Origin of the sequence: Clostridium tertium (assembly GCF_017873245.1) — a bacterium.
Taxonomy (GTDB): domain Bacteria; phylum Bacillota; class Clostridia; order Clostridiales; family Clostridiaceae; genus Clostridium; species Clostridium tertium.
In genome coordinates this window covers 43,147-61,169 of sequence record NZ_JAGGJY010000003.1, presented here as the reverse complement: position 1 = coordinate 61,169, position 18,023 = coordinate 43,147, and the positions used below count along the sequence as shown (strand labels likewise).

Here is an 18,023-nt window from a genome sequence, read left to right as displayed (position 1 = left end):
TTCATTTTTATCTCTCCTTTCAATTTATTTGTTAATTAATAATATTTTTCTTAATTATTAATTTTGCTACAAGATTCTCTTACAATTAATTCTACAGGTACTACCTTATTAATTTTTAGCTTTTCCTTTTTATTTATTTGCTCAACTAATATATCTACAGCTGCCCTGCCAATCTCATCACAATTTTGCCTTACTGTAGTTAACTTTGGAGTAACATATTTAGCTAATTCTATGTCATCAAATCCAATAACAGAGATATCTTCTGGAACCCTTAGCCCCGCTTCCTTTATAGCCTCTATTGCTCCAAGAGCTATTTTATCTGATGATGATAAAACTGCTGTTGGTCTATCATCTAACTTTAGTAGTTTCTTCATAGCATCATACCCCCCACTAAAATCAAAGTTAACTCCATCTGCAAGATATCCATCTGGTATTTCCAAATTAAACTCTTTCATAGATTCTACATAAGCTTTTTTTCTTACAGTACTTGGCCAATTATCTATCTTCGAAGTACCATATATATGAGCAATTTTTCTATGCCCTAAGTCATATAGATATTTTATAGCAGCTTTACATCCAGTTACATTATCTGATGTAACTGTTGATGTATGCTCATTAATCATATCTATTATCACAATTGGAAAATCACTATTTACAAGAGAAATTGTTTCCTTATCATTTGGATCAGTACAAATAATTGCTATTCCATCAACACACTTGTATCTGAAGTATTCTAAAAATGTGTCATTTTTAAGCCTATCATTCTTAGAACCAAAAAGTAATGAATAACCATACTTATCTGATTGTTTTTTAAATGCTTCTATTACATTAGAAAAGAAAGAATGACTTAGTCCAACTCCAAGATCTTCAAAATAAACAATTCCTAATGTCCATGTTTTTTTAGTAGTTAATCCCTGTGCCTGAGAATTAGGCAGGAAATTTTGTTCCTCTAAGATACTTTTTATTTTTTTTCTTGTTTTGTCACTTACATCAGGATAATTATTTATAACTTTAGATACTGTTGTTGGAGAAACTCCTGCAAGTTTTGCTATTTCGTAAATTGTAATCAACTTTATACCATCCTTTCTTTTTATGTGTCTGTAATAATTGTTTTTCTATTTTGTGTCTGTAATAATTGTTTTTCTATTTTGTATCCGTATTAAATTAATCTAATAAAGTATATATTGAATTTGCTCTTAAGTTAATATTAACAACTTCTCCGTCTATATCCAGTGTTATTTTTTTATCTTCACTATTTTCATTCATAATAACTATACATAAATTATCTTTTTCATCTATACAACTCAAAGCATATATTTTTTCATTATCAACTTCACTTAATACTCTTATAGAATCCTTCTTTATAAATTTACTAAAATGAGATATATAGTAAAATGAACTATTATATATTACTTTATTTTTCCTTAAATCTACAATTATAGGTGCATCACATAGATTTCCAACATGATTTGGTCCACCAGTCTCATCCAACACTATATTCCAATCTATCCATGCTTCAACATAATTATTTAAATCTCCAATTATATTTCTACCATATCTTTCCCCAGTATTCCAATCACCTAGATGTACTCCACCTTCTTGGCATCCCTCTGTAAATATTATATGTTTATCTGGAAAAGCCTCATGAACTTTAGATACATTTTTAAAATCCTCTGAAACATACCAATGAATCCCCGTTCCCCATACATATTTATTTGCTTCTTTATCGTCTAATACTGTCTTTGCTCTATCGTAAACTAAATCTCTATTATGATCCCATATTATTATTTTTTTATGACTTAAATTATTTTTCTCAAAGGTTGGTCCTAAATAATCTTTTACAAAATCTCTCTCTTCTTCTGCAGAGTATAAACATGAATCCCATACTTGTTTAGCTGCCGGTTCATTTTGAACTGTAACTCCCCAAATATCAAATCCCTTTTTCTTCATCTCCTCTATATACTTAACATAATAGTCAGCCCATAATTGTTTATATTTATTACTTATCTTTCCACCATTATTCATTTCATTATTTGTCTTCATATAACTCGGAGGACTCCAAGGACTTGCTAATATATTCAATTCATCTTTTTTTATATCTTTAACTTCTCTAACTAATGGTAAAACATATTTCTCAGCTCTATCTAATGTAAAACTTTCTAATGTCTCATCATTTTCTTCTACGTAACTATAATTTTCTAATGCAAAATCACAACTATTAATATGAACTCTAGCAAAATTGTAGCCTATTCCTTTTTCACAATCAAAATATGCTTCTAATATGTCTTTTCTTTTCTCATCCTCTATTTTAGAAAGTACATATGCGCTAGATTCTGTCAATGCTCCACCAAATCCAAGTATTTTTTGAAATCTTTTTTTTGTATCAACTTTAACTTTACAATTTATTTCGCCAGCTTCATCTACGATTACTTCTCTTAAATCATACCTGTTTAATCTATCACCTGTATTCTTACAAGTAATGTATACATTATAACTTCTCATACTCTCACTCTCCATCTATGAAATTATAACTACTATTTCTTTTACTTTTAAATTTCTTATATTTTCGGCATCTACTCCAGATATTTTATTTCCACTAATAGACTTGATATTATTATCATTATCAATTAATGTGTACTCTGAAATCTCGCCCTTTTTATCTCCATAGGTATTTTTACATTGTTTATTAATATATATTAATCTTATACTTCCTAATAATGTTGTTTCAAGAATTGAATCTTTAAAGAAGTCCTTTGATAATATTGGTGATAACTCAAAACTTAAAATTCCATTTTCATACTTAAATATATTTTCTCCTACCATCATAAGCTTCCAAATATTTAGCATTTCTACTGTTGTTCCACTTAATCTTGCTATAAATCCTCTTCCATGCATTCTTTTATCTGGATTTGCACTACTTGCTATAAATGAAGAATTTTCTAATATACTTCTTCCATACACATCTGATTTCATAAATGGAGGTAATATATTTTTTATTTCTGAATAGAACTCTTCGTATAAACCTTCTTTTATTAATTCTAAAATATATTTAAATTCCATATGCATGAAAACTGATTCTCTTTCAAGCCATCCCGCTGTAAAACTCCTAGCTCTACCTATCTCAAATGTAACATCTTCTATAGATTCTGATGTCTTATACATTTTTAGTTTTTTATCGTAAATATCACTATTTTTTATTACTTTATATATTTCTTTTCTTTCATCTTCCTTTAAACCAGTTTTTAAATATCTTGCATATCCTTCTAAAAATAAAGGAAGAAAATTAGCCTTAAATTCTAATGGTTTTACATTACCTTTGTCATTTATATCAAATCTAACAACATCATAATAAATAAATGTAGGAATCTTATCTTCATTAAGTTCTTTTATTTTTTCTATTCCCATGTCTATTTTTTTTATGATATTGTTAATTAATTCTTTAATCCTATCTTCACTTATTAACTCTTCTGCACCACTTATTGAATATTTAGTCTTTTCTCTGTACTGTTCTCTGATATAAGAAACTTTGTCCCAATAATCTATTTGAGATAAAGAATTATTTAAATTATCAGTAAGTATATGACTTAACTCTTCAATAATATTATAAAATTCTACTGGAACCTTTAAACTTCCTTTTATTAAATCTATATTTTCTTTTATAAAACAGGCTAATCTTTTTAATTCTGCTGTTTCTGCAAAGCTTGATCCTATAATCCCTGGAAGTCCATTCATTGCATCATTCCATCCTGGCTTCCCAGCTTCCATTTCAATCCCGAATCCCATAGCATCTAAACTCATAAACTTAATAGTTGCTAGCATAAATAACTTTGTCATTAAATTTGTTTTATATAAGTTTCCCTCTTTATCACACACCCATTGTTCTAAAGAATCCTTTTTCTTTAGAGCTAGGTACTGTCTCACCTTTCCATTCTCTACAACATATTTTTCACTTCTAGGTAAAACATACTCTGGGGAATTAAAAAATTTATAATCTCTATCGTCTATTAATAACTCCTTTATTTTATCAGGATAAATATCTAAAAACTCTTCTATTAAATCTAGATTATATGTCCAATGATCTATCCAAAAACCTTCTCCAAAATCTATTTCAAATTTTTCTTCACAAAGATTTATTATATCATCTATTAAATATTTTAATTTGTCCTTTGATAGAGGCACTACAGTTAATAAAGATGAATATAATTCTCCTAATGTAAATTCACTATTTTCAATAGTTCTAAAAAATTCTTCATTTTCTATACTATATTTATTTAATATGCCTCTTACCAAATCCTTTTTGTTATTATCAATAAAAAACTTTTTCCCCTTGATTACTAATGGATTATATCCGTCAAGTTGTATTAAATTATTAAATAACTTAATATTCTCCTTATTAATAAATGGATGTATATATATATCCATTCTTCTATTTTGGTTTATATCCCTGAAATTTCCGTTTCCTTGAGAATAAAAATTAGGCTCTATATTAAAGAAATTATAGTCTCTTTCTAAATCACCGTGTTTTCTAGAATATACATAATATACTTTATTTTTTCCTACTTGCAGCGGATATCCACCTCTTAGTACATTATCTACATAGCACTGCTTAATATATTCATCAAATAAAGGATAGTTAGTTTGAGTATTAACATGCTTAGATATATCATCAATTAGATTATTACCTTCAGTATTTTTTTCATTGAAATATTTCTTATCAACTACTTTATTTAAATATTTATTAATTTCATCAATACTCTTCATATATCCAATGTAACTATAAATTTCTGTATTTTCATTTTTATTTAATCTTATTGATTTTCCTGAAAAAGCACAAGGGACTTTATTAAAGCAAATATTTTCTTCATTACTAATTATTTTATTAATATCATTACTAAATTCTATTGGCTTTGCTAGTGTCGTATCGTATCCAAAAATATTTTCTGGGTCTACTATAGGTCTTAGTATTTCTTCCTTTTCATCAAATGAAATATAGAAATAAGCATTATTAACCTTTTCAACTTTAGTCGTATCTCCTGTAGAAGATCTTAAATTATATATAGCTACATTATTTTCTTTAATTTCACCTTGCATCCAGCTTCTTAATGTATTCCCTGTTTCTTTGTAAGCTCCATTATTAGATCCATAAGGTAAAATTGCTGATAATCCATCTAAAACTTCTATACTTATTATTCTATTTGACTTATTAACTATATTCAATTTTCTTCCAAGTGCTGCAAAGTTCTCATTTGGTATTGTAATATAAGTTACTTCAATTTCTAAATTTAAATTTTCATTTATCTCTATAACCTTTAACTCATTATTTTTTATTTTTAATATTCTTTTTATATTTTCATTTTGATTAATTGAAAAAGGTTCTATAATTGTATTTGAACTCTCTTCTCTAAATTTTATAAAAGTTCTAAATCCATTTGTAGAGACCATTTTATACGCCTCATTTGCTGGAAAAAACTCCATTATACAATTGTTTTTATCTCCTATTCCAATGCTACTAATAACTTGTCCTCTATTTACATAAAATGACCACATCGGTGTACCTTCGATACCCGCAACTCCTGATAAAAAGCTTGCAAAAGGTGGCTTAGTATCATAATTTTCTATAACATAAAAGCCTAATTCATCTATATAATCAGCTTTAATTCTACTATCTATATTCATCTTATCCTACCTTCTTTCTTCATATAATTTGCTTATTCTTTTACACTACCAGCAGATATACTGCTTATAATGTGCTTTGAGAAAAACATAAATGCTATCATTATAGGTAGTACAGATACTGCAACTGTTAAATATGTTGCTCCCATATTTGAACTTATATCCTTAGAGGCTTTCATTGATGCCATCATTACTGGTAAAGTAAATTTATCTGGACTAAGCAATAAAACTAATGGAACTAAGTAATTATTCCATGATCCAATAAATGTAGTTATTGATATAGTTGCTATACCTGGCATCATTATAGGCACTCCAATTTTATGGAATGTTCTTAATTCACTTGCACCATCTATTCTTGATGCTTCAATGATTGTCTTTGGTAATACCGATTGCACATATTGTTTTAAAAAGAATACTACAAATGGGTTTGCTATTGCTGGGATAATAAGCGGTATATAACTATCCATTAATCCCATTGCATTTACTAAATCATAGAAACCTAATAATCCTAATTGAGATGGAACCATCATTAACACTAAAATCACTGTAAATATTATATTAGATCCTTTAAATTTATAAATTGCAAAACCATAAGCTGTAAGAGCTGAAAAATATGCTGTCAACAATGTTACACATACTGATACAAATAAGCTATTTCCTAACCCCTGAAATATATTGAAATATTGGCTCATAGTGTTCCAGTTATCTTTTAAAGAGCTACCTGGAATTAAAGTAAATCCAGACATTATTTCCTGATTACTACGAGTTGCATTTACTAACATCATTGCAAAGGGAGCTAGACATGCTATACTTACGATAATTAAAAAGATATATAATAATGATTTTTTAAACTTAGTAAACATTATCTTACCTCCTTATTTTTATTTGAGCCATACATTGATTTAAATGTAAATGCTGAGCATATTGCTATTATAAAGAATAATCCATAAGCAATAGCAGCTGCATATCCTACATTGTTATACTTAAATGCCGTATTATATAAGTACATAACTGAAGTATTTAATGCTCCTGAAGGTGAACCTATTCCATCTGTAATTAAGAATGGTATATCAAATATTTGAAGACCACCTATTAATGATGTTATTGCAACATATAGTAAAATAGGCTTCAATAGTGGTAATGTTATTTTGCCAAATATAGTCCATCTCCCAGCTCCATCTATAGTCGCTGCTTCATAGTAATCCTTAGATATACCTTGAACTCCTGCCATTAATACTAAAAATGAATTACCAAACCACATCCATGCTCCAATTACAGCAACTACAAGTACTGCTGTCCCTGGTTGACCTAGCCAATTTATTCTAGTACTTATTAAACCTGAGTCTAATAAAATCTGATTTAGTGATCCAAATTGCCAATCTAATAAAGCTCCAAATAAAAATGCTACTGAAGTTGCAGCAATTAAATTCGGCAAATAAAATAATGCCCTAAATATGCTTAATCCCTTCATTTTATATTTCATATCACTAAATATAATTGTCAATAGAAAAGCTAAGCCCAATTGTAGTACTACATTTATTCCCCATATCTTCACTGTATTTAATAGAGAGTTCCAAAACATAGTATCTTTAATTAATCTGGTGTAATTATCCAATCCTATAAATGTTATATCTCTATATCCACTAAACTTTGTGAAACTTAAATATAATGTTCTAAGTATCGGATAGATATTAAATATAAGGAATACAACTAAAAATGGAAGTATAAATAAATAACCGTATCTATTTACATTACTTAAACTCTTAGCAGAAGTTTTTTCTTTAAAATTTACTATCGTATCAGATTGAGTTTTTGCTAGTTTCATTTCTTCACCCCTAATTTATTAAATTTTATTAAAGAGGTGAAATTTTCTCTCACCTCTTATGATTTTATACTAATTAGATGGTACTTCTATTTCAGGATAAACTGTCTTTACATTGTTATAGAACTCTTTTAAAGCATCCTCTTTAGATTTTTCACCTTTTTGCACTGCTTCTATAGCTTGTCCATAGAACTTACCTATTTGATCATCATATTTTGTTACTAATGAGTAATCTACTTGTTCTGCTTGCTCAGCCCAGAATTCATAAGATTTTTGTCCACCTAAAGCTGGATTTTCAAAGTCTTTATTTGATTCTAATACTGATTTTAAAGCAACAACATCTCCATTTGATTTTTCTATCCACCATTGTGCTACATCTTCATCTAGAGTACAGAACTTTACAAAATCCCAAGCTGCTTTCTTATTTTTACTATAACTACTAATACCTATAAATGTACCACCTGCAAAGTAAGCATTTGGTCCTGTTGTAACTCCAAACTTACCTGCTGTATCTTTAGCATTGTCTCTAAGTATTAAAGTACCCCAAGTTGGTAATGCATATGAAAATACTTCGGTCTTTTCTAAATTAGCATTAGCTTCCATTTCCTTCAACTTGTCTTCTTCTGTCCATTCTGCATCTACAGGTATAGGACCATTCATTGATGCATACCAAGCTGCTGACCACTCTGGAGCAAATGCAGTTAATTTTTGTTGATATAAATCTACTGCTGCATCTAAGTAATCTAATCTATCTTTTGTAACCATTAATTTATTATCTTTAACCCAAGGTTCAGGATCGTTACCATATACAAACCATCTTAAATTTCCTGTATCTGAAAATACTCTGTATCCTTTTTCTTTAAGTTCCTTACCGGTTTCGATAATTGTTTTTACGTCTTTAAATTTTTCTGCAATAAATGCTGGATCATCATTACCCCAAACTGCCTTAGCAATATCTCTACGGTAAGTAATTCCACCTGGAGTAACTTGATAACTTAATGCTCTAACTACTCCATCAGCATCTTTACCAGCTTCATATACATAATCTACAATTTTATCTTTATATTCTTCTACATTATACGGTGCTTTAGTTAAATCTTCAAAAAAACCTGCTTCAAAAAAGTTTGGTAGCATTTGCGGCTCTCCAACTATTACATCAGGAACTTCAGCTTTTCCTCTCAATGCAGTTGTAACTTTAGTTGGATAATCTGCTGGTGCAATAACAGTAACTTCAACTTTTTTATCTGGATTTTTTTCTTGATAATATTCAGCGAAAGTCTTTAAATCCTCTGCCAAACTCCAAACAACTATCTTATCGCTTCCCTCTGATTTTTTCCCTTCTGATCCATTTGACTTACCACATGCTGCAAAAGATGCTGCCATTACCCCTACCAATACTAATGACATTATTTTTTTTACCCTCATAATAAATCCTCCTAATTTTTATTTTTATATTTACTTAGTTAGTGTAATATAAACCCCATTCCGAAACTGGTTTCGAAAATGTTAAAAAAATTTTTCTGGTTTTTAAACTATGTTTAAGCACCTTTCGAAACCAGTTTCGAAAATTTAGAAAAATAAATTTCTTTGAAATTTATATTCTATGTTACTTAATAAATATAAATTTCAAAAAGAAATTGTTTACATTTTCATTATATCATTATTTTTATATTTGTAAATATCTTTCAAATAATTTTTAATTTATTTTATTAAATATACTATTTTTATTTTTGTAATTTATTAAAAAATAGAAATCCATACACTAGAACTGGTAGATACAAAGGAGCATTATTTTATTTTTCTTAACTAAATTTATTTAAAAAGAGAGTTATAAAAATTTAACTCTCTTTTTCTATATCTTATTTGTTAAATAAATTTCCCCCTAATCTCCACAAGCTAACATCATACCCTTCTTCTATGATAACTTTTGATAAATATTCTAATGTAACTTGATCTGCATACCATACTTCATGTTTGATATTTTCTTTATCCGTATAATCAAAATATAAATATTGGCTTTTATCATCTCTCTTAGCTTCTATTTTATTTTCTATCAATATTTGTTTAGCTTCAGCTTCTGATACTGATTTTGTACTGCCATTATCTTTCCACTCAAATCCACCAGTTGGAATTGCAAAACTTTTTTCTCCAGGAACTTCTTTCATCTTATCCATTAATTCTTTAATAAAATATTGATTTGACTTCTCTCCTGCTTCACTAAAACTTCCATGCAAATTATAACACATCATTACATATGTGGGACCTTCAGTAAAATTAAGCTTATCTATAGGTGTATTTACCTCTAAAACTACTCTTAATTTCAAATTATTAGTTAAAGCTTCACTATATAATTCATTTATAAATAATATATAATTTTCCCATAAAGCTAAATCATCTTTAATTTGCTCATAATCAATTTCTATTCCATCAAATCCATATTCTTTAGCTAAATAAATTATGTCATTAATATGCTTTTCTCTAGATAACTCATCACTAAGTAATATATTTAATATTTCCTTATCCTTCAATAAGGATGTTCCGTCATCATTAACTATGTCGTTCACTATCGTTATATATATTTGACTTCTCTCCTGCTTCACTAAAACTTCCATGCAAATTATAACACATCATTACATATGTGGGACCTTCAGTAAAATTAAGCTTATCTATAGGTGTATTTACCTCTAAAACTACTCTTAATTTCAAATTATTAGTTAAAGCTTCACTATATAATTCATTTATAAATAATATATAATTTTCCCATAAAGCTAAATCATCTTTAATTTGCTCATAATCAATTTCTATTCCATCAAATCCATATTCTTTAGCTAAATAAATTATGTCATTAATATGCTTTTCTCTAGATAACTCATCACTAAGTAATATATTTAATATTTCCTTATCCTTCAATAAGGATGTTCCGTCATCATTAACTATGTCGTTCACTATCGTTATATATTTTTCATAATTATATGACTTTGTCTTATTGTAATACATTTCTAATTTCTCAGGAACAATTAAATCATTATTTTCATTAAAATTAACAGCAAAATATGAAATACTACTCAACTTCTTATTTAGCATATTTATTTCGCTATCTACATTTAAGTCCCAATAAACTATCCACGAAGTTAAATTATCTATATCAGAGAAAATATCATTATTTTTCTTCTGAGAAATTTTATTTGGAATCTCAATGCTACCGTCTTTCTTCAATACATTTTTTAATACTACTGATCCAATTAATAATATAATAATTCCTATTAAAATAAATTTTCTTTTATATTTTTTAATACTCATTTTTACCTCTTGTTTATAAATGTTTTATAAACCAATTTATAACCTTATTAAAGTATATAATTACATTGTATTTTATAAAATCCAATCCCTTTAAAGATGAATCATATAATATTGTATCATTTATTTCAGATATCTTAAACTTTTTAAATACTCCGTCATATACATCATCAGCTATATTTCTTTGACTATATCCATATTCTCCCCATGCTGATTCCAAATAAACACCACCTTCATTGGTATTTCTAACTTCTAATCCATCTACTATAAGCTTTCCATCTAAATTCAAGTTAAGCTTATTATTAGTTATATTTATATCTATCTTTTTACTATCTTTCTCTTTTATATCAATATTATCAATACTCTTATCATCATTTAAGTCTAACGAATATAATATTTCTTCATTTCCATTTAAGGTTTCTATAACCTCAATATTATTATTAACAAGCTTAACGCACAAACTATCTTTCAAATCATCACTTGTCCTAAAATATATAGCTTGAGAACCTATAACATTTCCATTTAACTCTGATGAAATTTTAATATCTTTATATTTATCACTATCTAATAATTTAATAAGGCCATTCTCTTTTGGCAATGATGTTAATATTATAGTATCATCAATAAATTCTGCTTTTCCTTTTATTTCTTGAAAAGCTTTTGCTTTTTCTTCATCTCCAACGATAAAATCTATATTTTCTTTAGTATCATCCCATATTCTCATTAATAAATGATTAGTTGCCCAATATGCTTGAGGCTGTATTCTTGTTAAATCATAAATTGAGTTATCCCTTTTATTTAAAGAATAGCCTTCTCTGTTGAAATTCATATTAAATAACTCTTTAATCCATTTACCATTTATTAAACTCACTTTATCATTTGTTCCAAATCGTCCTGTATTTGAATGCATAAGAGAATATAAATTTGGTACATTTCCAAGCTCTTTAGTATAAATTTTTGATAACTCTTCATAATCGTTATTAATACGTTCTTCCATTTCACTATAGGTTTCCATTGGAATATTATATTCATCTCTTATAAAGTCCATTAAATAATGGTTATAGTTTTTATTAATTGTATCTGAAAGCTTCGAAAAATCTAATGAAGTTAATTGTCCTAAATATTCATTTTCTTTATCAAAAACATTTATATACTCCAATCTATAACCATTTGTTCCTAACTCCCAATAAGAACTATCAACTAGTTTTAATAAATCTTTAGGCATTAAAAATTTAGGATCATTTTTTTCAAATTTATCGGCATAAGTAAACATAGTAGCCTTATAATTGTATTTTTCCATAATCTTTTGTGAGAAAATAGCAGTATCTCTTCTACCATCTTCAAATAATAAGAATAATGCTTTATCTGGTAGAGCCTTGCCCTCCATATAATAATCTAAAATATCTTGCTGTGTTACTGTGACATATCCATTATCTTTTAAAGCTTTTATTTGTTTTTCTAAAGCTTCAGTGCCTATTAACGTATCACTTCCTGTTCTATCTACTCCAAAATATGATACAGCAATAAATCCATTATCCTCAGCACTTGCTACTTCATTATAATCATAAGTCTTATATTCTGAGAATGTAAAAACCGCCTTTATAATTACTATTAATAATACAAATAATATTATTCCTTGAAATGTTCCTCTTAAAATCTTTATCTTATCTTTTTTCTCAGGAGAAAATCTTTTATTTTTCATTTTTAATTCCTCCCTTTTTATTAAACTTCTTTGCAGCTTTTTTTTGCTCCTTTTTCTTTTTAGCCTCTATATCACTTGGAGTCATTCTTGTTCCCCATGTTGACTTCCAAAATGTTACCCAAGCTATAGGCATTTGCCAAAGTAATACAACTTCATAGTATAAACAAAATAATAACCCAAATATCCAAGTAGTACTTTTTCTAAAGAACATTTGCGCAAAGCTCATCATTAAAGCCATCATTAATACACCAACAAGAAAAGTTGTTGGAAATATATTATGAACTACTGGAACATAAATAAGGTTATATACTACTACTATTGGAGCTGCTAAAGGAACAAGTAACCCAATATAAAAGAATAAAGACATAAAAGGCTCCTTCTTCCACATAAACTTACCACCAATAATAGATTCCCTAAGCCAAGACCTTTTCCACCTCATCTGCTGTTTTAAAAATACTTTATATTTATTAGGTACTATAGTAGAACAAATAGCTGTATCTTGATAACTAGTTCTATGTTTACTTAATACAAAATTAGTCATTGCTCTATCATCACCAAATGTAGCTCTTTGGCCTAAGAACTTTTGATTTCTCCAAGCTTCCATATTATCTATAATTATTTGTTTCTTGTAGCATGAAAGTGGTCCTGATAAACATGTAACTGCATCAAAGTAAGCTTCAGCTGCCTTCATTATTCTAAAAGCAATATAATATCTAACTGATTGCATTTTAGTTAATGTATTAGTATATGTATTAGCAACATCTGTTCTACCTGATACCCCTCCCATTTTAGGGTCTTTAAAGGGCTGTACTAAATTAATAATTGCAAATGGATCTAAAAAGCTGTCTGAATCAACGAATACTACTAAGTCATGCTTTGCATTTAATACTCCTGTGCATAGCGCTTCTCTTTTTCCCATATTCTTTTCTTGTACAATGTACTTTAATCTTTTTTCAACATCAAATCTTTTTTCCTTTTTTAACTCTTCTACTATCTCTTTTATCTTTTCTACTGATCTATCATGTGAATAATCATCTACCACTATTACTTCTAACTTATCAATAGGATAATCTTGATTAATACAACTTAAAATTGTTCTTTGTATCCATTCTTCTTCATTAAAACAAGGAATTATTATCGTTACTCCTGGAGTATAACTAGTATCTATAGGTACTGGTTTATATAAAGCACCAAATAAATATCTACTTAATAAAAATACAGCAGCTATTATACTATATAAATAAAGCCATTTATTAAATTTAAAATAAATTATACTTTCAGCCCTCATTAAAATTATAAAAAGACTTATAAAAAATAATATTAAACTTGATGTGAGTAAAAAATATTTGTCTTTTTTTCTATTAGAGTATTCTGATAGTGTTTCTAAAAACTCCATTCCACAAAGTATTTTTCCACTCTCATCAATTGTATTTCTAACTTTTTTAGCATCTATATTTACCTTCATTTCATACCCTTCTGGCATAGATCCAGGTAATATTTTAAACTGCAATTTTACTTTATCTGCTTCATTAATTATATCTAATTGTTTTTTATCTTGTAGCTCTATTAACATTCCTGTAGTAGAAATATCTATAGACCTTGTTATAAATGTTAAATTTCCTTTTGAACTTTTGCATCTGATCTTAATATCAGTTTGCATTAGATATCTTATTCCTGCTTTATTTCCATTAATAAATGCATTTGAATCACTTACAGATTCATCTAATATCTTTTGTCCTCTACGATCAATTCCCTTTCTGATCCTTTCCTTATCTGGAACATTAGATAGCAACCTTCTATCCTTACGTGGTCTTAAAAGAATATCATTTATAATACCTGTATCATTCTTATTTTCCTTATAACTAAACCTCACTATTAAACTCCTCTTCTAATACTTTTACTGTTCTAAATAATCGCTTAACTTAGCAATTTTATACTTCCTTCCATAAACTCCATTTTCATTATTAGTAAGAAATTTATCTAGAGCTTCTGCAGTATAATAGCTTTGATTATTCATATGCATTACAATTATGTTACCTCTTCCTTCTACTAATCCTGGTTCAATTGCATCTAAAATTTCTTGTGAAGAGGTACTTTCATAATCATGAGTAGAAATATTTCCACTAATCGTATATTTATATCCACTTTCAAATACTGCTGCCAAACCTTCCTTTTTTAGTAATAATGTTGGTGGCCTAAAATATTGTCTTAATGAATCCAAATCCCCTATTACATTAGACATAACATCATAAGACTTAATTAATGATTTTTCTAGTTCTGCTTTATTAGTATCTAAGAGTTCATGATTATAGTTATGACTTCCTATATCATGTCCATTTAAAGCAATAGTTCTTAGTAAATTAGGATTAATATTAGATATACCACTATTTATATCTACATATTTTGAAATAGTAAAAAATCCTGCTTTAACATTATGTTTATTTAAAACATTTAATATTTCATTTACTATTGGATCCCCGCCCCAATCATCAAATGTAAAAAATATTACACTTTCACCATTAGTATCTATAGTCCCAGTCTTATCAATATTTAGCTTTTCATCATCACTAAAATCCTCTAAATTAACATCTTCATTTCCTATATAGTTGGTTTTAATCATTTTTAAAGCTTCATCATAAGATTTCATTTCCATAGATTTTATATTAGTTAAAATATTATACCTTCCAAAATTAGATTGACTTTCAAAATTACTTTGTATATCTTTCAACGGAACTATTGAATAATTCAAAGGCTTTGTAGATAAGTAATATGTCTGTAGTTCATTATTATATTTATGAACATAACCATTTTTTACATAGTTCTCTGTTAATATTTCAATTAAATTTGAAATTACAGTATTATCTTTAAACAAATCAGAATCTAATCTAAAATATACTATCTCACCTTTACTTAATGAAACATATGAATTTACGTTAAAATAATCTTTTATAATTTGATCTGCATTCATATCTTTATATTTACTTATAATCGGTGCCTTTGTATAAGTAATCAATTCATAATTTTCCAGTCCCTTAATCTTCTTTATTGTAGATATAGCTTCCTGAACTTTAGAATTTGAATATCCATATCCAGACATATATGAGTTAGTGTATATACCTTTTTCTTTTAATAGCTTATCCACTTCATATATTTCTTTACATATTTCTTCATTGGTTTTATTTAATAAATCAGAGCTAACTGTTATTCCGCCATTTCCAATTTCATGTCCCGCTCCTACAATTTTTTCTATTCTATCAGGATAATTTATTATTTCATTTTTAGTAACAAAAAATGTTCCTTTTGCATTATATTTATCAAGACTTGCTAATACATTATCCAACACACTCTCATTACTTAGCCCTCTAAATGTATATGATAAAGCTTCTTGAGTTGTATAAAACCTTGAAACTATAGGAGAAAGCTTACCGTTATTTTTATCTATTAACTCTTTAAAATTAATCTTGTCTACATTATTTTTATTACCTTCATACTTGCCACTACTACTATCATTGCTATTATTCATATTTTCTATTATTGTGCCACTTAACTTATCATTATTTAATGGTCCATCATTATAAATCCCCATATTATTTAACTCATTATATTTTTTAATACTTGGGAATTCCTTTAACTTAACTGCTACTTTTTCTTGTTCCTTAATAGCTTTTAGTACCCATTCTACTATTTCAGTAATAGTTTTTTCATCTTCTTTATCTACTTTATTTTCTTTTATACCTGCTTGTTTATCTATTGCTGGCTTTTCTTCTACGATTTCTTTATTGTATTCAAAATCGTTAAGCACCCCATCTAATTTTATCGATACAATAGTTCCATTTGATAAATTCTTTATATACCCATAAGCTTGTTCGTAATTTTTAAAGCTCTGATAACTCAAATAATGATCTGTACTAACAACATATTTATTCCCTGATGCAAAGGCTGATGCTAATACATTTTCATTGTACATTGTTGAATTACACTTTAATAACTCTACTTCTTTATCAGTAATTGACTTTAAAATTTTATTAGTAGTAGAAAAATCTAAAATCAAGTCTTCCTTTAACAAGTTTTCCATATTATTGTTTCCTGAAAGTGTTCCATTTCCTATATCATGTCCACCTTCTTTAATCATTTTAACTATACTAGAATCTTCAGCTGCTTTTATTCCTGGAATAAAAAAAGTAGCCTTAATATTATATTTATCTAATAAATCCACTACCATCTCCATAGTGTCTTTATTTTTAATTCCTTCAAATGATAAAGAAACTATATTTGATTGAGTATCTATATTCGTTATAACTTCTGATTTTTTTGTAATATCAAAACTTCTAAGCGCTTCATTAACTTCTTTTGATGCATCATATTTATTTTTTTTAATAACATTTGTCATTCCCTTGCTATGATCTATTTTGTTATTTACATATGTATAAGCTCCTATGGAAATGCTGATTATTAATGCTCCAATAATGATACTAAGATACTTTTTCCTCATTATTTTCTCCTTAATTTATTAGTTTGCTAACAATAATTATACTTATTTTAGATGTAAATTATCATATTAAAATTATTGAATTTCACCCATAACCTACCTTTTTTTATAATTACTTTTCAAACCTTTTATATTATATATTCCCTTTAATCACCTATTATTCCTACAGTTAAACTCTACCATATTTTCCCAACTAATACAACTTTTTTAATTTTTCCTTCTTAATTATACTAAATAAATTTAATATTTATATAAAAAAACACCAAATTAGGTGCTTTAAATAAATATAGGATATCTTCAAATCATAATTGTCTTTTTGAAGATATCCATATTATTACTTATTAAAAATATTAACTACCTCTAAACTTTCCATTATTGCTTTATGCCTAATATTTACTACATCAAATTTACACATCTTAAATATCACCTGCATGCAATACCCCAGTCCAACAGCACTTATAAATGTTCCTAATCCAGCAGCTCCACCTAGTAAAAATCCTATTATTAATACAGATATTTCTATACTGCCTCTAACTATCTTAATTTGTTTATTTAGCTTTTGACTTAATCCTATCATTAAGCCATCTCTTGGTCCGCAGCCTATTTCACATCCTATATATAAATAGCATCCATACCCCATAACAAACATACCTATTATCATCATTACAATTCCAGAAAACAAACTATTTGCTACGGGTATTATGTTGCTTTCATTAATAATATCTATGAACTTTCCTACAAATAATATGTTAAGTAGTGTTCCTATCCCAATCTTCTGCTTTAACATTATTCCTATTAAGACAACCAATACACTAGTTAATATACTTGCTTCTCCTATTGTAATTCCTGTGACATTTGATATTCCTTGGTGGAAAACATCCCATGGAGATAATCCTAAATTAGAATTTAACATAAAAACTGTTGAACTTGCACATAATAAAAATCCTAATATAAGTCTTATTGATTTTTTCAATATAATCATCAAAAATTTCACCCCTATCTAATATTTTTCATAAGATTAAGCCTTAAATGATTCTATC

Annotated in this window: 12 protein-coding genes; all 12 read right to left on the bottom strand. The window is 27.4% G+C overall.

What is annotated here, in order from left to right:
- Nucleotides 1-50: 50 nt before the first annotated feature.
- Nucleotides 51-1,070, bottom strand: a complete 1,020-nt coding sequence (locus J2Z25_RS05425; protein ID WP_209738988.1) for a LacI family DNA-binding transcriptional regulator — start codon at nt 1,068-1,070, stop codon at nt 51-53.
- Between the two features lie 94 nt (nt 1,071-1,164).
- On the bottom strand, nt 1,165-2,502 hold the full coding sequence (locus J2Z25_RS05420) for a glycoside hydrolase family 30 protein (RefSeq protein ID WP_209738986.1): 1,338 nt from the start codon (nt 2,500-2,502) through the stop codon (nt 1,165-1,167).
- Between the two features lie 15 nt (nt 2,503-2,517).
- The gene (locus tag J2Z25_RS05415) at nt 2,518-5,676 is read right to left on the bottom strand and encodes a hypothetical protein (RefSeq protein ID WP_209738984.1); all 3,159 of its coding nucleotides are present in this window, start codon (nt 5,674-5,676) and stop codon (nt 2,518-2,520) included.
- Between the two features lie 32 nt (nt 5,677-5,708).
- Nucleotides 5,709-6,536 (bottom strand): carbohydrate ABC transporter permease, encoded by an 828-nt coding sequence (locus J2Z25_RS05410; RefSeq protein WP_008676760.1) that lies wholly within the window; start codon nt 6,534-6,536, stop codon nt 5,709-5,711.
- Nucleotides 6,536-7,498, bottom strand: coding sequence for a carbohydrate ABC transporter permease (locus J2Z25_RS05405; protein ID WP_209738982.1), 963 nt, complete (start codon nt 7,496-7,498; stop codon nt 6,536-6,538). Before J2Z25_RS05405 ends, J2Z25_RS05410 begins: the two co-directional genes overlap by 1 nt.
- A gap of 69 nt (nt 7,499-7,567) precedes the next feature.
- Complete coding sequence (locus tag J2Z25_RS05400) at nt 7,568-8,920, bottom strand: ABC transporter substrate-binding protein (protein ID WP_209738980.1); 1,353 nt, start codon at nt 8,918-8,920, stop codon at nt 7,568-7,570.
- Between the two features lie 434 nt (nt 8,921-9,354).
- Entirely contained in the window at nt 9,355-10,059 is a 705-nt protein-coding gene (locus J2Z25_RS05395) for a glycosyl hydrolase family 18 protein (RefSeq protein ID WP_342451341.1), read from the bottom strand.
- Nucleotides 10,043-10,795, bottom strand: coding sequence for a glycosyl hydrolase family 18 protein (locus tag J2Z25_RS05390; RefSeq protein ID WP_245173110.1), 753 nt, complete (start codon nt 10,793-10,795; stop codon nt 10,043-10,045). Before J2Z25_RS05390 ends, J2Z25_RS05395 begins: the two co-directional genes overlap by 17 nt.
- Nucleotides 10,796-10,808: 13 nt before the next feature.
- The gene (locus tag J2Z25_RS05385; RefSeq protein ID WP_209738975.1) at nt 10,809-12,494 is read right to left on the bottom strand and encodes a polysaccharide deacetylase family protein; all 1,686 of its coding nucleotides are present in this window, start codon (nt 12,492-12,494) and stop codon (nt 10,809-10,811) included.
- The gene (locus J2Z25_RS05380; protein WP_242959544.1) at nt 12,484-14,367 is read right to left on the bottom strand and encodes a glycosyltransferase; all 1,884 of its coding nucleotides are present in this window, start codon (nt 14,365-14,367) and stop codon (nt 12,484-12,486) included. Before J2Z25_RS05380 ends, J2Z25_RS05385 begins: the two co-directional genes overlap by 11 nt.
- Before the next feature lie 24 nt (nt 14,368-14,391).
- Entirely contained in the window at nt 14,392-16,986 is a 2,595-nt protein-coding gene (locus J2Z25_RS05375; protein ID WP_209738973.1) for a polysaccharide deacetylase family protein, read from the bottom strand.
- 331 nt (nt 16,987-17,317) lie between these two features.
- Entirely contained in the window at nt 17,318-17,965 is a 648-nt protein-coding gene (locus tag J2Z25_RS05370) for a YczE/YyaS/YitT family protein (RefSeq protein ID WP_245173126.1), read from the bottom strand.
- Between the last annotated feature and the right edge of the window lie 58 nt (nt 17,966-18,023).